We start from the raw sequence: 18,309 nt of genomic DNA, 5'->3' as shown, positions 1-18,309 counted from the left end.
CCGAAGATGGGAGCTTACGCTCCCGCCCGCTTGCGCTGCTCATAAAGCATGACCAGCGTTTCGGCGGTCAGAGCCGGCCTCTGTTCGCCCTCGATCTCGACAGTGTTGGCGGCCTTCATCAGATACTGGCCCGGCCCTTTGTCCTCCACCGACAACAGCGTCGTGCGCAACCGGATGCGTGCGCCGACCCTGACGGGCGCCAGGAACCGCACCTTGTCGAAGCCGTAATTGAAGGCGGCTTGCGTATTTTCGGGGACGATGCCCATGCCCAGCGCCAGCGCGCCGATGATCGACAGCGTCAGATAGCCATGCGCGATCGTGGTGCGAAATGGGCTCTGCCGCTTCGCCCGCTCCGGATCGACGTGAATCCACTGATGGTCGCCTGTGCATTCGGCAAACTGGTTGATGCGGTTCTGGTCGACGGTCGTCCATTCCGACACGCCGAGCTCCTGCCCGGCCATCGCCCTTAACTGCTCGAAGGTCGGCGGCGTTTTCGGCCGTAGTTCCGTCATTCCTGCTTTCCCGGTGGCTCCCAGTGCCTCGGACCACGAACGGACGGCTCCTGTCAATTCGCCCGTTGCGATTCCGTTCCGCCATTTTCCGCCAAACAGCGTCCCTCGTCCATGCTCATGCGCCGCAACCGGCCCACTCCTCTCATGGTTGCGTTGAGAGTTACTTCTTGTCATAGCCCGAGCGGATTTCCTCCATCGCTTCCTTGATGCGGCTGCGCAGGATTTCGATCGATTCGGTGCCGGATTTCTTGACCAGCTCGGCCACTTCGCCGGCATTTTTCAGGGCGGCTTCGAAGGATTTCCTGGCGAACTCCGCCTGTTTTGTCATCAGTTCCTGGGGATTGCCCGGCGCCTTGTAGCTCTGCGCCATGTCGCTGACTTCACGCAGCGTGTCCTGCAGCATCTCGCGCTGTCTGGACAACAATGAGGTCGCGCCGGCAGCTCCCGCCCGCGCCGATCTTTCCAGGGCCTCGAGGTTCTTGCGATGATGCGCGAGGATCGCCTCGACATTCGGCACCTTCAGGTCACGGCCGAACCGGCTGAACATGTCCAGGAACGAATCGGAGTCGGGTTGTTTGGCCATTGCTCGTGCTCCCCAGTGTCGCAAATGCTGAACCCTGTTCTGGACAATAGCACTCGCGCGCCGTGTGTCCATTCGGACGCCCAAGCAATTCAGCGGCAAATGCAGCATCAGCCAGCGAGAAACAGCCTCTCCGCCGTGTAGAGCACGAGACCGGCCAGGCCGCCAATAATCATGCCATTGAAGCGGATATATTGCAGGTCCCTGCCGATGTTCATCTCGATCAGCCTCGTCAGCTGGGCAAGGTCCCAGCGCTTGACCTGATCGGCGATGAACGTCGACACACCGCTGTTCTGGCTCTCGACGAATGACGACAGCGCCACGACAAAGCCCTGGTTCATGTCGGCCCTGATCTGCGGATCGCCTGAGAGATGACGGCCGACCTCGACGAACATGTTGGCGAGATGCGCGCGAACAATCGAATTCTCCGCCTTGGCGTCCTGTTCGATGAACACGCTGAGGCTCTGCCACATGTCGCCGGCGAGCGACTTCACTTCCGGCCGCGCCAGGAAATCGCGCTTCAGCTTCTCGGCCCGTTTGGCGTATTGCTTCGAGGTTCTGAGCCGCTCGATGAAGCTGTGCGCGAAACGGTCGAATTCGGCGCGCATCCGATGGTCGGGATCGGCCCGCACCTCGTCAAGCAGCGAACCGGCAGAAGCGACGATCTTCTTCAGCAGATAGGCGTCGGCTCTGAACAGGTTGAACAGCGACGGCAATTCCTCGCGGATTTTCTCGCGCATGGTCGCCAGCGCCTCTTCATCGTTCAGGAACCGGCCGATCACCCTGGTGAATTCGTCGAAGAGTTTCTGGTGGCGGCGGTCGTCGGTCAGTGCCGACAGCAATTCGGCCGCGAGCGGCGCCAGCGGCACCTTGTCGATCTGCTCCAGCATGCGGCTGGTGACGAAGCCGCGCAGGCCGGATTGCTCGATCGCCGCAAGCGTCTGCGGGACCAGCCGTACGACGAAGCGCGACAGGCCGGCAGAGCGTTCGGCGTCAGTCAGCCAGTCGGCGACGAGTGCTGCAAAATCGACCTCGGCCAGCTTTTTCCGCACCGGCTCCGGCGCCAGAAAATTGACCTCGATGAAGCGGCCCAGATTGTCGGCGATGCGGTTCTGGTTCGCTGGGATGATGGCGGTGTGCGGGATCGGCAGGCCCAGCGGCCGCTTGAACAGCGCCACCACCGCGTACCAGTCGGCCAGGCCGCCAATGGTCGCCGCCTCGGCGAAGGCCGCCACGAAGCCCAGCCACGGATACTTGGCCTCGAACGATTTGGCCACGGCAAAAACCACGACGCAAAGCACCAGCGCAGCCGTGGCGAGGAACTTTGTCCGCCGCAACGCGAAAAGCTTGGCGCCCGTCTCGGCATCAAAACCGCCAGGCGCCAGGGACGAAGCCGATTGGGACATGATACGCCGCTCCTCATCGATCTCTTGGCTATCTGGCATGGGCTATTTAGGGGGTGTTTGGGCCCGTAGCATGATCGGATGGGCCGATTTCGTCCGGGAATTGCCGGTTTCGCACGCAAAGTTGACAAGAATGTTCATCTATCATGCAATCCCAGTCTGGAATTGTTCCAAGGTATAGGCCATATTCCGATCAGGCCAGTGTGGGCGAATCCGAAACTCCGGGTGAGAAAGCCGCACCAGCACAATCTAAAATCTGGTGCAGTTCCAACGCGCCAGCACTCGGGTGAGGAATGAAATGCGGCTGACGCGCCAGACCAACTACGCCATGCGCATCCTGATGTATTGCGCCGCCAACAACGATCGCCTGAGCCGCATCCCCGAGATTGCGGCCGCCTATTCGGTGTCGGAGCTTTTCCTGTTCAAGATCCTGCAGCCGCTGGTCGAGCATGGCCTGGTCGAGACAGTACGCGGCAGGAATGGCGGCGTGAGGATCGGCCGCCCCGCCGAGCAGATCAGCCTGTTCGACGTCGTACGGGTGACCGAAGAGAGCTTTGCCATGGCCGAATGCTTCGAGAACGACGCCGCCGAATGCCCGCTGGTCGACAGCTGCCAGCTGAATTCGGCGCTGCGCGAGGCGCTCAACGCCTTCTTTGCCGTACTCTCCCGCTACACTATCGCCGATATGGTGGCGGCGCGCCCGAATGTGCGTCATTTGCTCGGCATCGACATGCTGGTCCAGCGAGCTCCGGCCGCCTGAGTTTTCTAGTTTAGGCGGCTGACTGCGGCAAGACGAACGGCATGTTCGCCGCCGGCAACACACCGACCCCCTTAGCCGACAATCGAACACCTTTTCGATCAGATCGTCGCTCAGCACCTCCTGCGGTGAACCGTCGGCGGCGAGCCGGCCGCGATGCATGGCGAAAATCCGGTCGGCATACATGGCCGTCAGATTGAGGTCGTGCAGGATGGCGATCACACCGCCGCCGCGCCGGGCGAAATCGCGGGCGATGTTCATGATGATCAGCTGGTGCTTGATATCGAGGCTGGAGACCGGCTCGTCGAGATAGAGATAGCGCGGCTTGCCGTCCAGCACCGGCGCCCAGACCTGGCACAGCACGCGCGCCAGCTGCACACGCTGTTGTTCGCCGCCCGAAAGCTCCTGATAGAAACGGCCGGCAAAGCCGTCGAGGTCGACCCGCGCCAGCGCCCGCTCGGGCAGACGATCATCTTCGCCCGGCAGAACGCCGGAACGGCCGCCGATAAGGCCGAGCCTGACCACTTCGTGCACGGTGAAGGGAAAGGACAGCGTCGCGGCCTGCGGCAGCACGGCACGCACGGTGGCGGCCTCCACCGGCCTCATCGCCGTGAGATCGCGCCCGTTAACGGCCACTGTCCCCACAAACGCCAGATCGCCCGACAACGCCTTCAAAAACGTCGTCTTGCCCGAGCCGTTGGGTCCGACGATTGCCGCAATTTCGCCCGGCCGCGCGACGAAATCGACATTGGCAACAATGCGCTTGCCGCCGATCGCTACCGAGACATCGCGTGCTTCGATCATGCCGGCCTCATAGGTTTCAAATCTCACAAGTCGATTACGCCGCGCTTGCGCAGCAGGATCCAGAGGAAGAACGGTGCGCCGGCGATCGCGGTGACGATGCCGATCGGCAGTTCGGCCGGGGCCACGACCACGCGGGCAACGGCATCGGCGATCAGCAGCATGGAGGCGCCGAGCAGCGCCGATGCCGGCAAGAGATAGCGATTGTCCGGACCGATCAGCAGCCGCAAGAGATGCGGCACGACGATGCCGACAAAACCGATGCCTCCGCTGACTGCGACAGAGGCGCCGACCGCTGCCGAGACGCCGACGATCGCGGTGTATTTCAGCCGCTGTACCGGGATGCCGAGATGTCCGGCCGTCGCCTCGCCGAGCGCCAGGGCGTTGAGGCCTTTGGCCAGGAACGGCATTGCCGCAAGCGCCAGCACGATGATCGGCCCGACGGAAGCGATCTTCGGCCAGGTCGCGCCGCCAAGCGAGCCCAGCTGCCAGAAGGTCAGGTCGCGCAACTGCCGGTCGTCGGCAATGAACATCAGGATACCGGTCAGCGCCATGGCAAGGGCTGCGAGCGCAATGCCGGCAAGCAGCATGGTGGCGACCGAGGTGCGCCCCTGCCACGTGGCGACGCGGTAGAGCACCAGCGTGACCGCAAGGCCGCCGCAGAAAGCGGCGAGCGGCAAGGCCATGCCGCCGAGCGCCAAAGTGAGCGGCGCCAGCCATGTTGTGCCGAGCACGATGACGGCGACGGCGCCGAGGCTGGAACCGGCTGAAACGCCGATCAGGCCGGGATCGGCGAGCGGATTGCGAAACAGGCCCTGCATGACCGCGCCCGATACGGCCAGCGCCGCACCGATCAGCACGCCGAGCAGCACGCGCGGCATGCGGATGTCGTAGACGATCAGCCGGTCGCGGGCGCCAAGCGCGGCGTCGGCCGGCACGGCGCCGGTTAGCCAGTCACGAATGACACCGACGGCCGATGCATCGGAAGCGCCCGACCTCAGAGACAGGAACAGCGAAAGGGCAAGGGCTACGTACAGGAGCAAAATAACCAGGCGCGCGCGCCCGGAACGATCGCCCTCGGCCATCTTGCCCGCCGCGCCGGCGATCGACTGATCCACCATCGGCTCAGTCCGTGACCTGGCTGCCATAGAGCGAGGCGGCCAGATCGTGGATGGCATCGGCCGTGCGCGGCCCGAAGCCGAGCAGATAGCTGCCATCCATCAGGATCAGTTTGCGGCCTTCACCCGCCGGCGTCGAGGTGATCGACGGGATGGCGAACAGCTCGGCCTCCGCAATCGGCGGGCCGGCATTCTTCATGGCCAGGATCACGTCCGGCCTGGCGGTTACGATGGCCTCGTCGGACATCTGCTTGTAGCCGGAAAAACCTTCGACGGCGTTGACCGCACCGGCGAGCTTGATGATGCCGTCGCCGGCGGTGTCGGTGCCGGCGGCCAGGATCTTGCCGCCCTGGATCGACAGCACGAACAGGATGCGCTTGCGCTGCTTGATCGACGCCGTCTGCTTCTCGGCCGCCTTCAGCTTGGCGTCGGTCTCGGCCACAAGTTTCTCGGCCTTGGCATCGACGCCGAGCGCCTTGCCGACGATGCGGATCTTTTCCAGGATGCCGTCATGGCTGTAGTGCTCGGGCACGTCGATGAACGGGACGCTCGACTTTTTCAGCACATCGACCGCTTCCTTCGGCCCGCTGCCATGCAGCGCCAGAATGCCGGACGGGTTGACCGAAAGCACACCTTCCGGCGACAGCTGGCGCATATAGCCGACGTCGGGCAGCGCGACCGCGGCGGCGGGATAGCGGCTGGTCGAATCGCGAGCGACCAAGTGGCCCTCTTCGCCAAGCGCGTAGACGATCTCTGTGATCGAGCCGCCGACCGCCGCGATCCGCGACGTGTCGGCGAACATGGCCACATTCTCGCTGGCCGGCGCCGGAGAGATGGCAAGAACCAACGAAAGACCCACGACCGGAGGAAGCGCCGAACGCAACAGTGAAATCATCGTCGTGGTCCTAAGGCAGCGGTCGGGCTTGGAATGCGCGGCAGATTTTCGGCGAGGAACCGCCAGTCGTCGCGCTCGCCCTCGCCTTCATGGCGCTCGCCGAAGAACTGGATGATCATCTTGCCGTCGGCGCCATAGGCTTCGAGCGAGGTGACATGACCGTCCTTGGTCGGTTTGCGCACCGCCCACGCCTCCTGGATGTGGTCGGTGCGCAGATGCAGGTGGAACGTCTCGTCCATCACGTTGATCCACGGCCCCATCGGCTTGATCGACTTGACGGGACCGGAATGGATCTGGATGCAGCCTCGGTTTCCGACAAAACACATGATCGGCATGCCGTCGGCGGCATGGTGGAACATGGCGCCGATGGCATCATTGTCGAGCAGCCAGGCATAGTCCTGGCCGACCATGCGCATGGCCTGGTGGCGGGTGAGCTTCAGCGTTTTCAACATGCCAAAGAACTGGTGGACGTCGGTCAGCCGGCTCCAGCGGTCACGCAGATCGTCGGTGTCTGCGGCAACGCCCGACGTCTCCGCGTCGTCGTCGGCCAGGCCTGCGATAGACACGGTCGCCTCCTGGTTCGGCGATTCGAGTGCGGCCACGAGTTTCTGGTAGGCATAGAGATTGGACGCCGGCCGCAGATGCACCTTGTGCACCGCATCGCCGGCCGCGTCGAAGAATTGCAGGCTGCGGCGGATGTCGCCACCGTCGCGCTTTTCCACGGCAAAGCCATGCGCCCAGACTTTGGGAAAAATGCGCAGGTCGATGTTTTCGCCCAGTACCATGGCATTGTGCGCACCTGTGACAACCTTGTCGTAGACGCCGATCTTCTCGTGCACCGCGCTTTCGTTGCGGGTCAGTGCCATCACTTCGCCAACGGCATCGAGGCCGGTCAGCAGATCGTTGACCCTGGGCTCGACGCGCACGACGCCGTCGCCGCAATGCGCGGCCACCAGCTCGGCCTCGGAAATACCGAGCTCGGCGGCAAGATCGCGCTCGCGCGCTTTCGGATTGTCTGTCCGCGCCCGCCGGATTTCATGCGGGGCGGGTTTTGCGCGCTGGTCCATGTCCTGCTTACCTGTCTGCCGTGTTTGGTCGTTTCGTCACTTGTTGAGGATGAGCTTGCCCTGGCGGGTGATCTTCAGCCGATAGAGCGCGCCATGGTGCTCGATGCCAATCTCGTGCTCGCCCTGGAACAGCGTGTTGGAGGACAGCGTCCGCACCGCCAGCGGCACCCGGTCGAAGCGGGTCGGCGTCTCCTCGGAACGGCGGACGCGGTAACGGAAGTCGTTGGGATTGTGGGTGTTCATCTCTTTCGATCCCTTTCCTGTGCCGGGCAACTGGCTAGGCGTTGCAAATGCCGATTCATTTCTTGACTTGAATCATCATGTTTATTAGTCAGTGCAATACCGGACTAAATGAGTCAATATTTAAGACGCCGGACGGAATGAAAAAAGCCAGCGAGCGCCAAGCCAGCCAGCATCGAACCTGGAATTTTGGAGTTGGGGCATGGGCTTGGGAAATTGTGGACGACTGGGTCTGGCGAACGCCGATCCGGTGCATCGGCCTATGGCAAAGGCAATGGCAGCCTTGCTTGCGGGGGCAGCGACGATCGCGCTGCTGCCATCGCCGGCCAGCGCTCAGCCGGCCGCCGACCAGCAGCAGGCTGATCCGGCCAGGAAAGCTGAAGACACCAAGGCCGCCCCTGCCGGCGCAACGCTGCTCGACAAGATCCTCGTCATCAGCCGCACCGGCGAGACGGCGATCGAATCGCTTGCCTCGGCCAGCCATGTCGACCAGGAACAGCTCGACCGCCGCATGGCGACGACGCCGAGCGAAATGCTGCTCGGTGTGCCTGGTGTCGCCGTGCAGGCCGATGCGCGACGCGTCAGCTCCAGCATCAACATCCGCGGCCTGCAGGATTTCGGTCGCGTCGCCGTCATCGTCGACGGCGCCAGGCAGAATTTCCAGCGCTCCGACCACGGCACGCAGTCGACCTTCTATGTCGATCCCGAGCTCATCAAATCCGTCGATGTCATCCGCGGACCGGTCGCCAACACCTATGGCTCCGGCGCCATTGGCGGCGTCGTCTTCTTCGACACCAAGGATGCGGTGGATTTCCTCAGACCGGGCGAAACCTGGGCCGGCTCCGTCACCGGGCGCTATGAAAGCAACGGCAAGGGCTGGACCACCAGCGCCAGCGGCGCCTACAAATTCAACGACGATTTGGATGTGCTGGGCAACATCGTCTACCGCGACTACGGCGACTACAAGAATGGCAGCGGCGACACCGTCGCCGGTACCGGTTTCGACGTGCTGAGCGGCCTGCTCAAGACCACAATCCGCCTGAGCGAGAACAGCGAATTGAAGCTCGGCTGGGTCGGCTCGAGCGACGGCTGGACGGAAACCAGCGGCGGCGTGCCGGCCAACGACGTCGACGTGAAGTCGAACACCTTCACCGCCCGCTACAACATCACCGACGACGCCAGGAGCTGGCTCGATCTCCACATCAACGCCTCCTACAACAAGACCAATCTGGACCTGACGACGCTGGCGCCGCAAAACAGGTTCGATCCAGTCACTGGTCTTCCCGTCGTGCTGCCGGCAGGATCGATGTCGACTTTCGATGTCGGCACCACCGGCATCGACATCTGGAACACGTCGCGCTTCGAAACCGCCGGTATCTCGCACGAGCTGACCTATGGCGGCGACTGGGCGGGCGACATTGTCGAGACCGGCGGCACGTCGGGCGGCGACTCCTTCTACACGCCGTCGGGTAAGCGCAACGTCTCGGGCGCCTACATCCAGGACAAGCTGACCTGGGACTGGCTCGAGATCATCACCGGCCTGCGTTACGACAATTACAGCCTGGAGGATTCCGACAATGAAACGTCAGGTGATCGTCTGTCGCCGCGCATCACCGTTGGCGTCTCGCCCTTCGAAAGCGCCAGCCTTGCGGGCCTGCAGTTCTACGGCACCTATGCGGAAGGCTACCGCTCGCCGTCACTGACCGAAACGCTGATCAGCGGCAACCATCCGGCAGGCGTCACCTTCCCGTTCCTGCCCAACCCAAACCTGCGGCCTGAAACCGGCAAGACCACCGAGTTCGGCGTCAACTACAAGCTGAACGACCTTATCGAGGCTGGCGACGCGTTCCGGCTCAAGGCCGGCTACTTCCACAACGATGTCGACGACTACATCGAAGGCGTCACGCTGTCGGCATTCGACCCGACCAGCGGCTGCCCGTTCGGCCCCGGCATTCCGATCTGCTTCCAGTACCAGAACGTCGCCCAGGCCAAGATCAACGGCTTCGAACTGGAAAGCGTCTACGATGCCGCCTGGGGTTATGCCGGGCTGTCGGCCTCGATCAACAACGGCCACACCATCTCCGATGAAGGCGAGCGGGCCGACCTTGCCACCATCCCGTCCTCGCAGGTCACCGGGCAGCTCGGCTTCCGCTTCCTTCAGGACAAGCTGACCGTCGGCGGCGAGGTGCAGTACAACGGCAAGCCGAAGGGCAACCCCGTGGCCAAGGATTATACTCTGGTCAACGCCTTCGCCAGTTACCAGGCCACCGACAATCTGAAGGTGGACTTCCGCGCCGACAATTTGTTCGACGTCAAATACACCAACCCGCTGAACGGCGGCACCACCGCCGTCATCTATGAACCCGGCATCACGCTGAAGCTGGCCGCGACCATGCGCTTTGGAGGCTGACACCCATGACAAGTTTGACGGCATCGCTTCGGCTCCTGACCTCGACGCTGGCGAAGTCGCTTGGCTTGATGCCGGCGTGGGCTCAGTCCGCGCCGGCTCCGCAACTCAGCCTCGAGCTCAATGCCGTGCAGCCCTCGGACAAGGGTTGCCGGCTGACCTTCGTCGTCAACAATGCGCTCGGCGCCGATCTGTCCAAGGCGGCTTTCGAAATCGCGCTGTTCAACGAGGCCGGCGTGGTCGACCGCCTGAGCGTGCTCGACTTCAAGGACCTGCCGGCCGGCAAGACCAAGGTGATCCGCTTCGACCTCGCCGGCACCGACTGCACCAAACTCAGCCGCGTGCTGATCAACAGCGCCACCGAATGCGCCGGCGTCGAACCGGGCGCCTGCATGCGCGGCCTGAAGACGCAGACCAAGACCGGTATCGCATTCGGCGTTTGAGGTGGGTCTGCATCCCGCCTTCCTGCAAGATATTCCGGCGCGGCCTGTCTCCGGCCCTCCGTTATGGCCGGCAACCGATCTTGATTTGACAATCCCACCCCGCTGGCGGCAGGTCTCGCCGCGAACCATGCAGGACATCACCCCCCTCCTCGACGCCGGCAGCGAACCGGCGATAACTGTGGACGAGCTCGTACAGCCGGCGGCCGCGGACCGCAAATGGACTGTGGCGATCGTCGCGTCCTGCCTGCTCCATGCCGCTGCCGCAGCGGCGTTCATGGTCGCACCCGCCGGGACATTCGATACCGGGAAGGCAATACAGGCCGAAGGCGCCGATCGATCAGGCGCCGACGTCCTCGGCACCGCTTTGCAAAACCCGGTACCCGACGCGGTGGATGTTACCCTGGTAACCGATCCGCAGCCGGCCAAGCCCGTCCAACCCACGCCGCAAACCGAGGCGCCTCAAGCCGTAGAGGAGCCGGCGGCGCCCAAATCTGCGCCGGAATCTGCCAAGCAGGCAACCGTCGCTCCCGATGCACCAACGGCCGCCATCCCGGATGATCAAAGTGTCGCCCCGGAGGCTGAGACGCCTGCACCGTCACCGGTTCAAACGCAGAGTTCGGAGGCGTCTCCCGCCAATGAGCCTGCCGTTGAATTGCCTGCCGCGAGGCCACCAGTCCCAAGCCCGAGGCCAAGTACATCAATATCGGGCGCACCAATATCGGGAGAGACTGGCGGCACGGCAGATGGCGAGGAGCGCGAGGCAACGGCGGTTGCCAGCAAAGGCGGAAAACAGAGCGCGGCGGGCAATTCGATGGAATCCGGCTACAGCGTTGAAGTTCAGAACAAGCTTGTCCGCGCCAACCGCCACGTTTCGAAGGCGGTTCAAGCCAAGGCTCGCAACAATGCCAGGGTCTATTTCGTCGTCATGGCCGACGGCAGCGTCAGCGACTTGCAGCTTGTCGAAAGTTCAGGGTCTGCCGAGCTAGACCAATTCGCTTTGAAACTGGTGCGCCAGCAAGCGCCGTTCCCGCCCATTCCACCTGAGACCGGATTATCAAGTTGGGTGTTCAGGGCGCGGATCGGTCCGTTTTAACCAGCTCGTAGACCTTCGCCAAATGTCATCGTCCATCAATTCAAGAGGAAGCCCAATGTACATCGCCATGAACCGCTTCAAGGTCCAGAACGGCTCGGAGACCGCCTTCGAGGATGTCTGGAAGAACCGCGATTCGAGCCTCTCGGAGATGAAAGGCTTCAGGGAATTCCACTTGCTGCGCGGCCCGGTCAACGAGACCGAGGGTTATACGCTGTTTGCCTCGCACACGGTGTGGGCAAGCCATGAGGATTTCGTCGCCTGGACCAAATCCGAGAATTTTCGCGCCGCCCACCGCAACACCGGCACCTCGAAGGTGCATTATCTCGGCCATCCGCAGTTCGAAGGCTTTTCGGTCGTCGAAGGGGCCTGATTGAGATTTCACCCGTCGACGAGATCTGACGACGGGCAGATGCCGTCAGGTTCCGGTTGAATTCCGGCCGCCCAGTCGCCGAAGCCACTGGGCAATGTGCAGGCGCAGCCGCCGCCAGGGCTGTCCGCGTGTCAGGTAGCGCGCCAACCGCGGATCACCGGCCAGCTCCGGGAACTGGCGCACATGCTGCGTCAGGAACGCAGGTATGAAATTGCGCCCGTTGAGATCGCTGAGCCAGGCAGAATTCGCCAGCAAATAGTCTGCGGCATCCGCCGCCAACACGCTCCTGTAGCTCCTGTATGCAGGCGTTTGCCGCACATTGCCGCCGGCAAAGGCAGTTCCGGTGGACAGGTTGGAGCCATGCAGGCGATAGAGGCCGAGACCTTCTGACAGGATGAGGCTGCCGCCGGCCTGGTGCGCGAGTGTCGCCGTCAGATAATCCGTCCCGACCTTGGCCTTGAACGGGAAGGACAATACCGGTTCCAGCGCGCCACGCCGGTACATGATCGCCGAGCATTGCGACCACAGCCAGCCCGTCACCGCAGGTGTGAAATAGGTTACCGGATGCTCCGATGCGTAGGCGATCCCGGGCGCCATGCCGGCAAGCCGGCCACCGGGCGCGATGGCGACGCCACTGCGATCCGCTCCGGACCGCGGTTTGCGCAAGGCAAGGAAGGTACCGCCCAGCAAGGTGCCGTCGCCATCGACAAGGAACACATCGGAACTCGACAGTGCGGCCGAATGCGTCGTGTTGAGGTGGGCGGACAGATGCGCGAGGAGAAAATCCGGCAGCCACACGTCATCGGCGTCGAGAAACGCGACGAAGGGCGCGTCGGTTGCGGCAAAGCCGTCGCGGAATCCCGCGGTCTGGCCGCCATTCTCCGTGCGCGCCAACAGGCGCAGGCGCGGGTCGTCTATATCCCTTAGAAGCTGTCGGACATGGTCGGCCGAGCCGTCCGTCGAGGCATCGTCGACGATGACGCATTCCCAATTCCGGTAGGTCTGCGCAAGCACCGAGCGGATCGCCTGTTCGACGTACGGCCGATAGTTGAAGCAGGTGATGACCACCGCCACGCGCGGCAGCTCAAACGGTCCGGACGTGTCTTCCATCTGTTCAGCTGCCCGCTCGAGTTGCTGTCTGTCCCTTGCGCATATCCTTGCAACTCGTTGCAGGCAAGCGAGCTGCGAAAAGTCCCCTAGGCCGCCGCGAGCAGGCTGGCATTGCCGCCGGCAGCCGTGGTGTCGACGCAGACAGCGCGTTCATGCGCATAGGCCGCCGGGTTGAGCACCTCGCTGACCAGTGGCACGATCGGCCCGCTGCGGTCGGCAATGACCTTGCGCACGATACGGGCCGCCTCGGGCCTGCCCGAGAAGGCGACGACATCGACGCGCAGCGAACGCGCTTCGACTGGGTCTGGCCGACCGTCTATGGCCGCCAGCGGCAACCCCTTGCCGGTCAGCGCCGACAGTGCTGCCGGCGCGCCCGGCGCCACGGCCAGCACCGCATTGCCGGCGGCCAGCGCCTGGATCGTCTGGGCAAGCAGCGTGTCGGCGTCCGGACCGAGGCACAGCACCCGGCCACGCGGCGACAGCGACAGCGTGTTGGCCTCGCCGGTCGGTCCGGGCAGGTCGACCTGGCCGAAATCGATGGCGGCTGCAGCGCCGATGGCTGCAGCGCCCTTGCCGCGCAGATGTTTTCTCAAAATGGCGATGCGGTCCGGCCGCGTCGACCAGCCGCCAAGCGTCGGATCGGGCAGATTGTCGGCCAGTTCGGTCGCCGTCACCTTGTGGCCCTCGGCAATCTCCGTGCCCGCCTCCGGCCCTTTGCGGAACCGCCGGAGATAATGCGGCCCGCCGGCCTTCGGCCCGGTGCCCGAAAGCCCCTCGCCGCCAAAGGGCTGCGAGCCGACGACGGCGCCGATCTGGTTGCGGTTGACATAGATGTTGCCGGCATGGATGCCGTCGACGAAATGCTGGACGCGGCCTTCGATGCGGGTGTGCAGGCCGAAGGTCAGGCCATAGCCCTTGCGGTTGATGGCGGCGATGACGGCGTCGATCCCGTCGGCGTCGAAGCTGGCGACATGCAGCACCGGACCGAACACTTCGCGCTCCATCTCCTCGATGCCCTTGACCCGGAACACATGCGGCGCAACGAAGCGGCCGTCCTTCGGTGCTTCGAGCTTGGCAATCAACCGGCCCTGCAGCCCCATCTTGGTGCAATACTCGCGGATCGATTCCTGCGCCTCGTCATCGATGACCGGCCCGACATCGGTCGAAATCTGCCAGGGATCGCCGATGGTGAGCGCTTCCATGGCGCCCTTCAGCATCTCCAGCATCTTCTTCTCGACATCCTTTTGCACGTAGAGCACGCGAAGCGCCGAACAGCGCTGGCCTGCACTCTGGAAAGCCGATGCCAGTATGTCGCGCACCGCCTGTTCGGGCAGTGCTGTGGAATCGACGATCATGGCATTGAGACCGCCGGTCTCGGCGATCAGCATGGCGTCCGGCGCGGCCGTCTCGGCCAGTTGCTTCTCGATCAGCTTTGCAACCTCGGTCGAGCCGGTGAAGCAGACGCCGGCAATGCGCGGATCCGCAGTTAGCGGTCCGCCGACCGCCGGACCGTCGCCCGGCAGAAGCTGGATGACATCTTCCGGAACGCCGGCCTCGCGCAGCAGCTCGACGGCGCGGAAGGCGATCAGCGGCGTCTGTTCGGCTGGCTTGGCGATGACCGAATTGCCGGTGACGAGCGCTGCCACGATCTGGCCGGTGAAGATGGCGAGCGGGAAATTCCACGGCGAAATGCACACGATCGCGCCGCGCGCCTCGCTGCCCGCTTCGTTGTTGGCCGCTTCGGCAGCGTAGTAGCGCAGGAAGTCGACGGCTTCGCGCAGTTCAGCCACGCCGTCGGCCAGCGACTTGCCGGCTTCCCTTGTAGCCAGCGCGAAAAACTCGACCGCATTGGCCTCATAGAGGTCGGCGGCGCGGTTGAGGATGGCGGCGCGCTCGGCAACGGGACGCTTCGCCCAGGCCGGCTGCGCTTCCACAGCAAAGCGCACCGCGGTCGCGACCTGCTTGGCAGCGGCTTCGGCGACCGTGCCGACGATCTCGGCAGGCTTTGCCGGATTGACCACCGGGCGCTGCTTGCCGTAGCCGGCGGCGCGCGTGATCGGCTTGGCATGCCAGCGCTCGGGCCCGGCAAAGGCCGCCTTGGCCTTGTCGATCGCCGCCAGCGTCACCGGATCGGTGATGTCGAACCCCTTCGAGTTGCGCCGACCAGCGCCGAAGATCGTCGCAGGACGAGCGATTGCCGGATTGGCGGCGGGGCCCTGGCTCTCGACCGTCTCGAGCGGATCGCGCGCAATATCCTCCGGCTCGACGTCCTCGTCGGTGAGCTGATGGACGAAGGAGGAGTTGGCGCCATTCTCCAGCAGGCGGCGAACCAGATAGGCCAAGAGGTCGGAGTGCGCGCCGACCGGCGCATAGATGCGGCAGCGCGTGCCTTCGGCCCGGCGCACCGTCTCATGCAGCGCTTCGCCCATGCCGTGCAGGCGCTGGAATTCGAAAGCGTCACGGTTGTCAGCCATCGACAGGATGGCGGCGACGGTATGGGCATTGTGCGTGGCGAATTGCGGATAGATGCGGTCGGTCATCGACAGCAACTTTTTGGCGCAGGCCATGTAGGAAACATCGGTGTTGGCCTTGCGGGTGAAGACGGGGTAGCCGGAAAGCCCGAGCGTCTGTGCCCGCTTGATCTCGGTGTCCCAATAGGCGCCCTTGACCAGCCGCACCATGATGTTGCGGTCGTACTTTTCCGCCAGCGCATAGAGCCAGTCGATGGTGAAGGCCGCGCGCGGGCCGTAGGCCTGGACGACGACGCCAAAGCCATTCCAGCCGGCAAGCTCCGGCTCGGACAACACACGCTCGATCACATCGAGCGACAGGTCGAGCCGGTCGGCCTCCTCGGCGTCGATGTTGAGGCCCATGCGCGAATGGCGTGCGGCCAGCGCCAGCGACAGCAGCCGCTCGGCCATCACCGGCAGCATCTTTTCCTTCTGTGCCTCTTCGTAGCGCGGATGCAGCGCCGACAGTTTGACCGAGATGCCGTGGTTCTGGCGGATATCGGGACCGTTGGAGCCTGAATCGAGCGAGGAGATCGCATCGGCATAGGCCTTGAGGTAGCGCAGCGCGTCGGCCTCGGTGCGGGCCGCCTCGCCCAGCATGTCGAAGGAATAGAGATAACCTTTCTGGATCATCGACTTGCCGCGCTTGACGGCTTCCGCAATGGTGCGGCCGAGCACGAACTGCTCGCCCATTTCGCGCATGGCGGCGGCGACCGCCTTGCGGATCACCGGTTCGCCCAGCCGGCGAACCATCGAGCGCAGCGTGCCTTCAATGCCGCCCTCGCCCTCGTCGAGCACACGGCCGGTCAGCATCAGCGCCCAGGTCGAGGCGTTGACGAAGATCGAGCTCGAACCGCCCGAATGCGCCGACCAGTCATGCGGTGCGATCTTGTCGGCGATCAGGTCGTCCATAGTCTCGGTGTCAGGCACGCGCAGCAGTGCCTCGGCCAGGCACATGAGCGCCACTCCTTCCTTGGTGGAGAGGCCGTAGGCGGAGAGAAAAACCTCCATCAGCCGCGGGTCGGACGAGCCGCGCACCGCGCGCACCAGATCCGCGGCACGGGCCGAGACGGCTTTGCGGTCATCGGCCGAAAGTTCTGTCGCGGCAGCCAGGCGCTTCACAGCCGCGTCTTCGTCGGGCAGGTAGTTGGCGCGGATCTGCTGGCGGATGGTGTCGAGCGGCATGGCGGTCCTGCGGAGCAAGCATCTGGGAGCGGGCCGGCGGTCGCCGGACCGAATGGCGCAAGCTAGCACAGAGCCGCATTTTCGGCCGGTCCAAAGAAATCGACATGCCAGGCCGAGCGGTCTATCATGCGGCTAAATTGTTATCAGATGGACTGTGATATCCGTGACAGGAGACCAATTGGACCGCATCGACAGAAACATCCTGTCGGCGCTGGCGCGCGACGGGCGGCTGTCCATGTCGGAACTGGCCGGCAAGGTCGGCCTGTCGAAGACGCCGGTGCAGGCGCGGGTGAAGCGCCTGGAGAAGGACGGCTATATCAGGGGCTATCAGGCGATCATCGATCGCGAGCGCATGGGCGAAGGTCATGTCGCCTTCGTCCAGGTCAAACTGTCGGACACACGCTCGGCCGCGCTCGATGCTTTCAATCGCGCGGTGCAGGCCGTGCCGGAGATCGAGCAGTGCCACATGATGGCGTCGAGCTTCGATTATCTCCTGAAAGTCCGTACCACCGACATCGCCGCCTATCGCCGCGTGCTCGGCGAGCGCATCTCGGCACTGCCGCATGTTGCGCAGACCTCGACCTTCGTGGCCATGGAGACGGTGAAGGATCGCTAGCTCACTCCGACAGCGTCTTCAAAAATGCCACCAGCGCCGCGCGTTCGCGGTCCGACAGTTGCAACGGGTGCACTTCGGAGGTGCCTTCAACGGCCGCCTCCGCCTTCGCGTAGTGCGCCACCACCTCCTCCAGCGTGGAGAACTGTCCGGCATGCATATAGGGCGGCCGTGTCGCCGCGCCCCGCAGCGACGGCGTCTTGTAGGCACGCATCAGTTCGGGTGCTGCCTTGACGATGAAGCGCAGTTCTCCGCAGGCGCCGGCGTCGCCATCGCGGAAGGCGCCGAAGCAGTTGAATGGGTCGGCCTGAACCTGGGCCACCGCATCGAAACGGCCGCGATCCAATGGCAAATCCCTGACCGGCCGCACGCCGGTGTTGTGGAAAGCGTTGTCGGTGAAGCGCGGGCCGTTATGGCAGGTGACGCAATTGGCCTTGCCGATGAACAGTTTCAGCCCGAGCATCTCCTCCTGCGAAAAGGCATCGTCGGCTTTCGGCTTGGCGCCTGACGCAAGATCGATGGCAAAGCGGTCAAAGCGCGTCTGTGCCGGTTCGATCGACCGTTCGAAGGCGGCGATCGCCTTGCCGATGTTGGAAAAGACGCGGTTGACGTCGTCCATTTGCGCCGCGGTCATTGCCTTCCACGCCGCCTGCTCGGCCTCATTGCCGAGCGGGCTGGCGTTGGCCGGCACGGCGGAAAGATCCGGCAGTGGCCCGAAGATGCGCTCATAGCGCTCGCCGAACCGCTTCTGGATGTAATGCGCGAAGGCCGCGCGGTTCCCCGCCTGCTCAAGCGGGTTTTCCAGCGGCGTCAGCGCCTGCGCCCACAGGCTGTCGCGCCGTCCATCCCAGAAGAACCACGGATTGCGGGCAATGCCGGCCAGCGGCATCGAGCGCCTGTTGGTTCGGCCAACGCCGACGGATTGCGGCAGGTCATCCTGGAATTGCCGGTCGATCTTGTGGCAGGTCGAGCAGGATACGTTCCCGTCACGGCTCATCCCCTGATCGAAGAACAGAGTGGAGCCCAGGGCGGCGGCGGCCGGCACGTCGGCGAAGCGGTTGGTGGTGTCGGGTTTGAGCGCCGGCAAGGTGTTCAGCGCCAGCGAAGCGATGGTCTTCTTCTCGGCATCGGAAAAATCCGGTTTGCCGCAGCCGGCAACGAGCACGACCGCCGCCAATGCCAGAAGGCGCAACAGGCCGTTCATC

At 64.0% G+C, this 18,309-nt stretch carries 16 protein-coding genes and 1 pseudogene; 6 read left to right on the top strand and 11 right to left on the bottom strand.

Features of this window, described 5'->3' with window-relative positions; genetic code table 11:
* Nucleotides 1–14 precede the first annotated feature (14 nt).
* The 3 genes from NKH38_RS08730 to NKH38_RS08720 form a co-directional block, all read right to left on the bottom strand.
* Nucleotides 15–512: a MaoC family dehydratase gene (locus tag NKH38_RS08730; protein WP_023710737.1), complete on the bottom strand. Its 498-nt coding sequence runs from the start codon at nucleotides 510–512 to the stop codon at nucleotides 15–17.
* Between the two features lie 160 nt (nucleotides 513–672).
* Nucleotides 673–1,095 carry a phasin family protein gene (locus NKH38_RS08725; protein ID WP_023672638.1) on the bottom strand — a complete coding sequence of 141 codons (423 nt, stop codon included), beginning with the start codon at nucleotides 1,093–1,095 and terminating at the stop codon, nucleotides 673–675.
* A 107-nt stretch (nucleotides 1,096–1,202) separates the two neighbouring features.
* A complete protein-coding gene (locus tag NKH38_RS08720; RefSeq protein ID WP_352763504.1) occupies nucleotides 1,203–2,498 on the bottom strand; it encodes a DUF445 domain-containing protein in 1,296 nt (431 codons plus the stop codon).
* Nucleotides 2,499–2,793: 295 nt separating this feature from the next.
* Here NKH38_RS08720 and rirA point away from each other — a divergent pair, with 295 nt between their 5' ends.
* Nucleotides 2,794–3,255 carry an iron-responsive transcriptional regulator RirA gene (gene rirA / locus NKH38_RS08715; protein ID WP_023672640.1) on the top strand — a complete coding sequence of 154 codons (462 nt, stop codon included), beginning with the start codon at nucleotides 2,794–2,796 and terminating at the stop codon, nucleotides 3,253–3,255.
* Between the two features lie 10 nt (nucleotides 3,256–3,265).
* Here rirA and NKH38_RS08710 read toward each other — a convergent pair.
* The 5 genes and pseudogenes from NKH38_RS08710 to hemP form a co-directional block, all read right to left on the bottom strand.
* A pseudogene (locus NKH38_RS08710) lies at nucleotides 3,266–4,056 on the bottom strand (heme ABC transporter ATP-binding protein).
* Nucleotides 4,057–4,079: 23 nt separating this feature from the next.
* Nucleotides 4,080–5,174: a FecCD family ABC transporter permease gene (locus tag NKH38_RS08705; protein WP_352763502.1), complete on the bottom strand. Its 1,095-nt coding sequence runs from the start codon at nucleotides 5,172–5,174 to the stop codon at nucleotides 4,080–4,082.
* 4 nt (nucleotides 5,175–5,178) lie between these two features.
* Nucleotides 5,179–6,066 carry a heme/hemin ABC transporter substrate-binding protein gene (locus NKH38_RS08700; RefSeq protein WP_023730721.1) on the bottom strand — a complete coding sequence of 296 codons (888 nt, stop codon included), beginning with the start codon at nucleotides 6,064–6,066 and terminating at the stop codon, nucleotides 5,179–5,181.
* Complete coding sequence (locus tag NKH38_RS08695; protein ID WP_352763499.1) at nucleotides 6,063–7,133, bottom strand: hemin-degrading factor; 1,071 nt, start codon at nucleotides 7,131–7,133, stop codon at nucleotides 6,063–6,065. Before NKH38_RS08695 ends, NKH38_RS08700 begins: the two co-directional genes overlap by 4 nt.
* Nucleotides 7,134–7,169: 36 nt before the next feature.
* Nucleotides 7,170–7,376, bottom strand: coding sequence for a hemin uptake protein HemP (hemP, locus tag NKH38_RS08690; protein WP_023673860.1), 207 nt, complete (start codon nucleotides 7,374–7,376; stop codon nucleotides 7,170–7,172).
* A 271-nt stretch (nucleotides 7,377–7,647) separates the two neighbouring features.
* Between hemP and NKH38_RS08685 the strand changes: the two genes are divergently transcribed.
* From NKH38_RS08685 to hmuQ, 4 genes are all read left to right on the top strand, one after another.
* Nucleotides 7,648–9,783 carry a TonB-dependent hemoglobin/transferrin/lactoferrin family receptor gene (locus NKH38_RS08685; protein WP_352763496.1) on the top strand — a complete coding sequence of 712 codons (2,136 nt, stop codon included), beginning with the start codon at nucleotides 7,648–7,650 and terminating at the stop codon, nucleotides 9,781–9,783.
* 5 nt (nucleotides 9,784–9,788) lie between these two features.
* Nucleotides 9,789–10,223, top strand: a complete 435-nt coding sequence (locus tag NKH38_RS08680) for a hypothetical protein (protein WP_023730718.1) — start codon at nucleotides 9,789–9,791, stop codon at nucleotides 10,221–10,223.
* Nucleotides 10,224–10,497: 274 nt separating this feature from the next.
* Nucleotides 10,498–11,316 carry an energy transducer TonB family protein gene (locus NKH38_RS08675; RefSeq protein ID WP_352763494.1) on the top strand — a complete coding sequence of 273 codons (819 nt, stop codon included), beginning with the start codon at nucleotides 10,498–10,500 and terminating at the stop codon, nucleotides 11,314–11,316.
* A 55-nt stretch (nucleotides 11,317–11,371) separates the two neighbouring features.
* Entirely contained in the window at nucleotides 11,372–11,686 is a 315-nt protein-coding gene (hmuQ, locus tag NKH38_RS08670; protein ID WP_023714379.1) for a heme-degrading protein HmuQ, read from the top strand.
* 45 nt (nucleotides 11,687–11,731) lie between these two features.
* Here hmuQ and NKH38_RS08665 read toward each other — a convergent pair whose 3' ends face one another.
* Both NKH38_RS08665 and putA read right to left on the bottom strand, forming a co-directional pair.
* Entirely contained in the window at nucleotides 11,732–12,796 is a 1,065-nt protein-coding gene (locus NKH38_RS08665; protein ID WP_352763491.1) for a glycosyltransferase, read from the bottom strand.
* Between the two features lie 86 nt (nucleotides 12,797–12,882).
* Nucleotides 12,883–16,491 (bottom strand): bifunctional proline dehydrogenase/L-glutamate gamma-semialdehyde dehydrogenase PutA, encoded by a 3,609-nt coding sequence (gene putA / locus NKH38_RS08660; protein WP_352763489.1) that lies wholly within the window; start codon nucleotides 16,489–16,491, stop codon nucleotides 12,883–12,885.
* Between the two features lie 163 nt (nucleotides 16,492–16,654).
* On the opposite strand from putA, the gene NKH38_RS08655 reads away from it, so the two are divergent.
* On the top strand, nucleotides 16,655–17,107 hold the full coding sequence (locus NKH38_RS08655) for an Lrp/AsnC family transcriptional regulator (protein ID WP_023688158.1): 453 nt from the start codon (nucleotides 16,655–16,657) through the stop codon (nucleotides 17,105–17,107).
* 1 nt (nucleotide 17,108) lies between these two features.
* Here NKH38_RS08655 and NKH38_RS08650 read toward each other — a convergent pair whose 3' ends face one another.
* Entirely contained in the window at nucleotides 17,109–18,308 is a 1,200-nt protein-coding gene (locus tag NKH38_RS08650; protein WP_023696486.1) for a cytochrome-c peroxidase, read from the bottom strand.
* Nucleotide 18,309: the final 1 nt, after the last annotated feature.

The sequence above is a fragment of the Mesorhizobium sp. M1078 genome, assembly GCF_040318615.1.
Lineage (GTDB): Bacteria > Pseudomonadota > Alphaproteobacteria > Rhizobiales > Rhizobiaceae > Mesorhizobium.
The sequence above is the reverse complement of the archived record's forward strand: the minus strand, read 5'-3'. Positions and strand labels throughout refer to the sequence as shown.

Bases quoted from the DNA above. Each gene is read 5' to 3' on its own strand.
- NKH38_RS08725 (WP_023672638.1), bottom strand. From the start codon at position 1,095: ATGGCCAAACAACCCGACTCCGATTCGTTCCTGGACATGTTCAGCCGG.
- NKH38_RS08705 (WP_352763502.1), bottom strand. From the start codon at position 5,174: ATGGTGGATCAGTCGATCGCCGGCGCGGCGGGCAAGATGGCCGAGGGC.
- NKH38_RS08720 (WP_352763504.1), bottom strand. From the start codon at position 2,498: ATGTCCCAATCGGCTTCGTCCCTGGCGCCTGGCGGTTTTGATGCCGAG.
- NKH38_RS08650 (WP_023696486.1), bottom strand. From the start codon at position 18,308: ATGAACGGCCTGTTGCGCCTTCTGGCATTGGCGGCGGTCGTGCTCGTT.
- NKH38_RS08685 (WP_352763496.1), top strand. From the start codon at position 7,648: ATGGCAGCCTTGCTTGCGGGGGCAGCGACGATCGCGCTGCTGCCATCG.
- hmuQ (WP_023714379.1), top strand. From the start codon at position 11,372: ATGTACATCGCCATGAACCGCTTCAAGGTCCAGAACGGCTCGGAGACC.
- NKH38_RS08675 (WP_352763494.1), top strand. From the start codon at position 10,498: ATGGTCGCACCCGCCGGGACATTCGATACCGGGAAGGCAATACAGGCC.
- hemP (WP_023673860.1), bottom strand. From the start codon at position 7,376: ATGAACACCCACAATCCCAACGACTTCCGTTACCGCGTCCGCCGTTCC.
- NKH38_RS08700 (WP_023730721.1), bottom strand. From the start codon at position 6,066: ATGATTTCACTGTTGCGTTCGGCGCTTCCTCCGGTCGTGGGTCTTTCG.
- NKH38_RS08695 (WP_352763499.1), bottom strand. From the start codon at position 7,133: ATGGACCAGCGCGCAAAACCCGCCCCGCATGAAATCCGGCGGGCGCGG.
- putA (WP_352763489.1), bottom strand. From the start codon at position 16,491: ATGCCGCTCGACACCATCCGCCAGCAGATCCGCGCCAACTACCTGCCC.
- NKH38_RS08680 (WP_023730718.1), top strand. From the start codon at position 9,789: ATGACAAGTTTGACGGCATCGCTTCGGCTCCTGACCTCGACGCTGGCG.
- NKH38_RS08730 (WP_023710737.1), bottom strand. From the start codon at position 512: ATGACGGAACTACGGCCGAAAACGCCGCCGACCTTCGAGCAGTTAAGG.
- NKH38_RS08665 (WP_352763491.1), bottom strand. From the start codon at position 12,796: ATGGAAGACACGTCCGGACCGTTTGAGCTGCCGCGCGTGGCGGTGGTC.
- rirA (WP_023672640.1), top strand. From the start codon at position 2,794: ATGCGGCTGACGCGCCAGACCAACTACGCCATGCGCATCCTGATGTAT.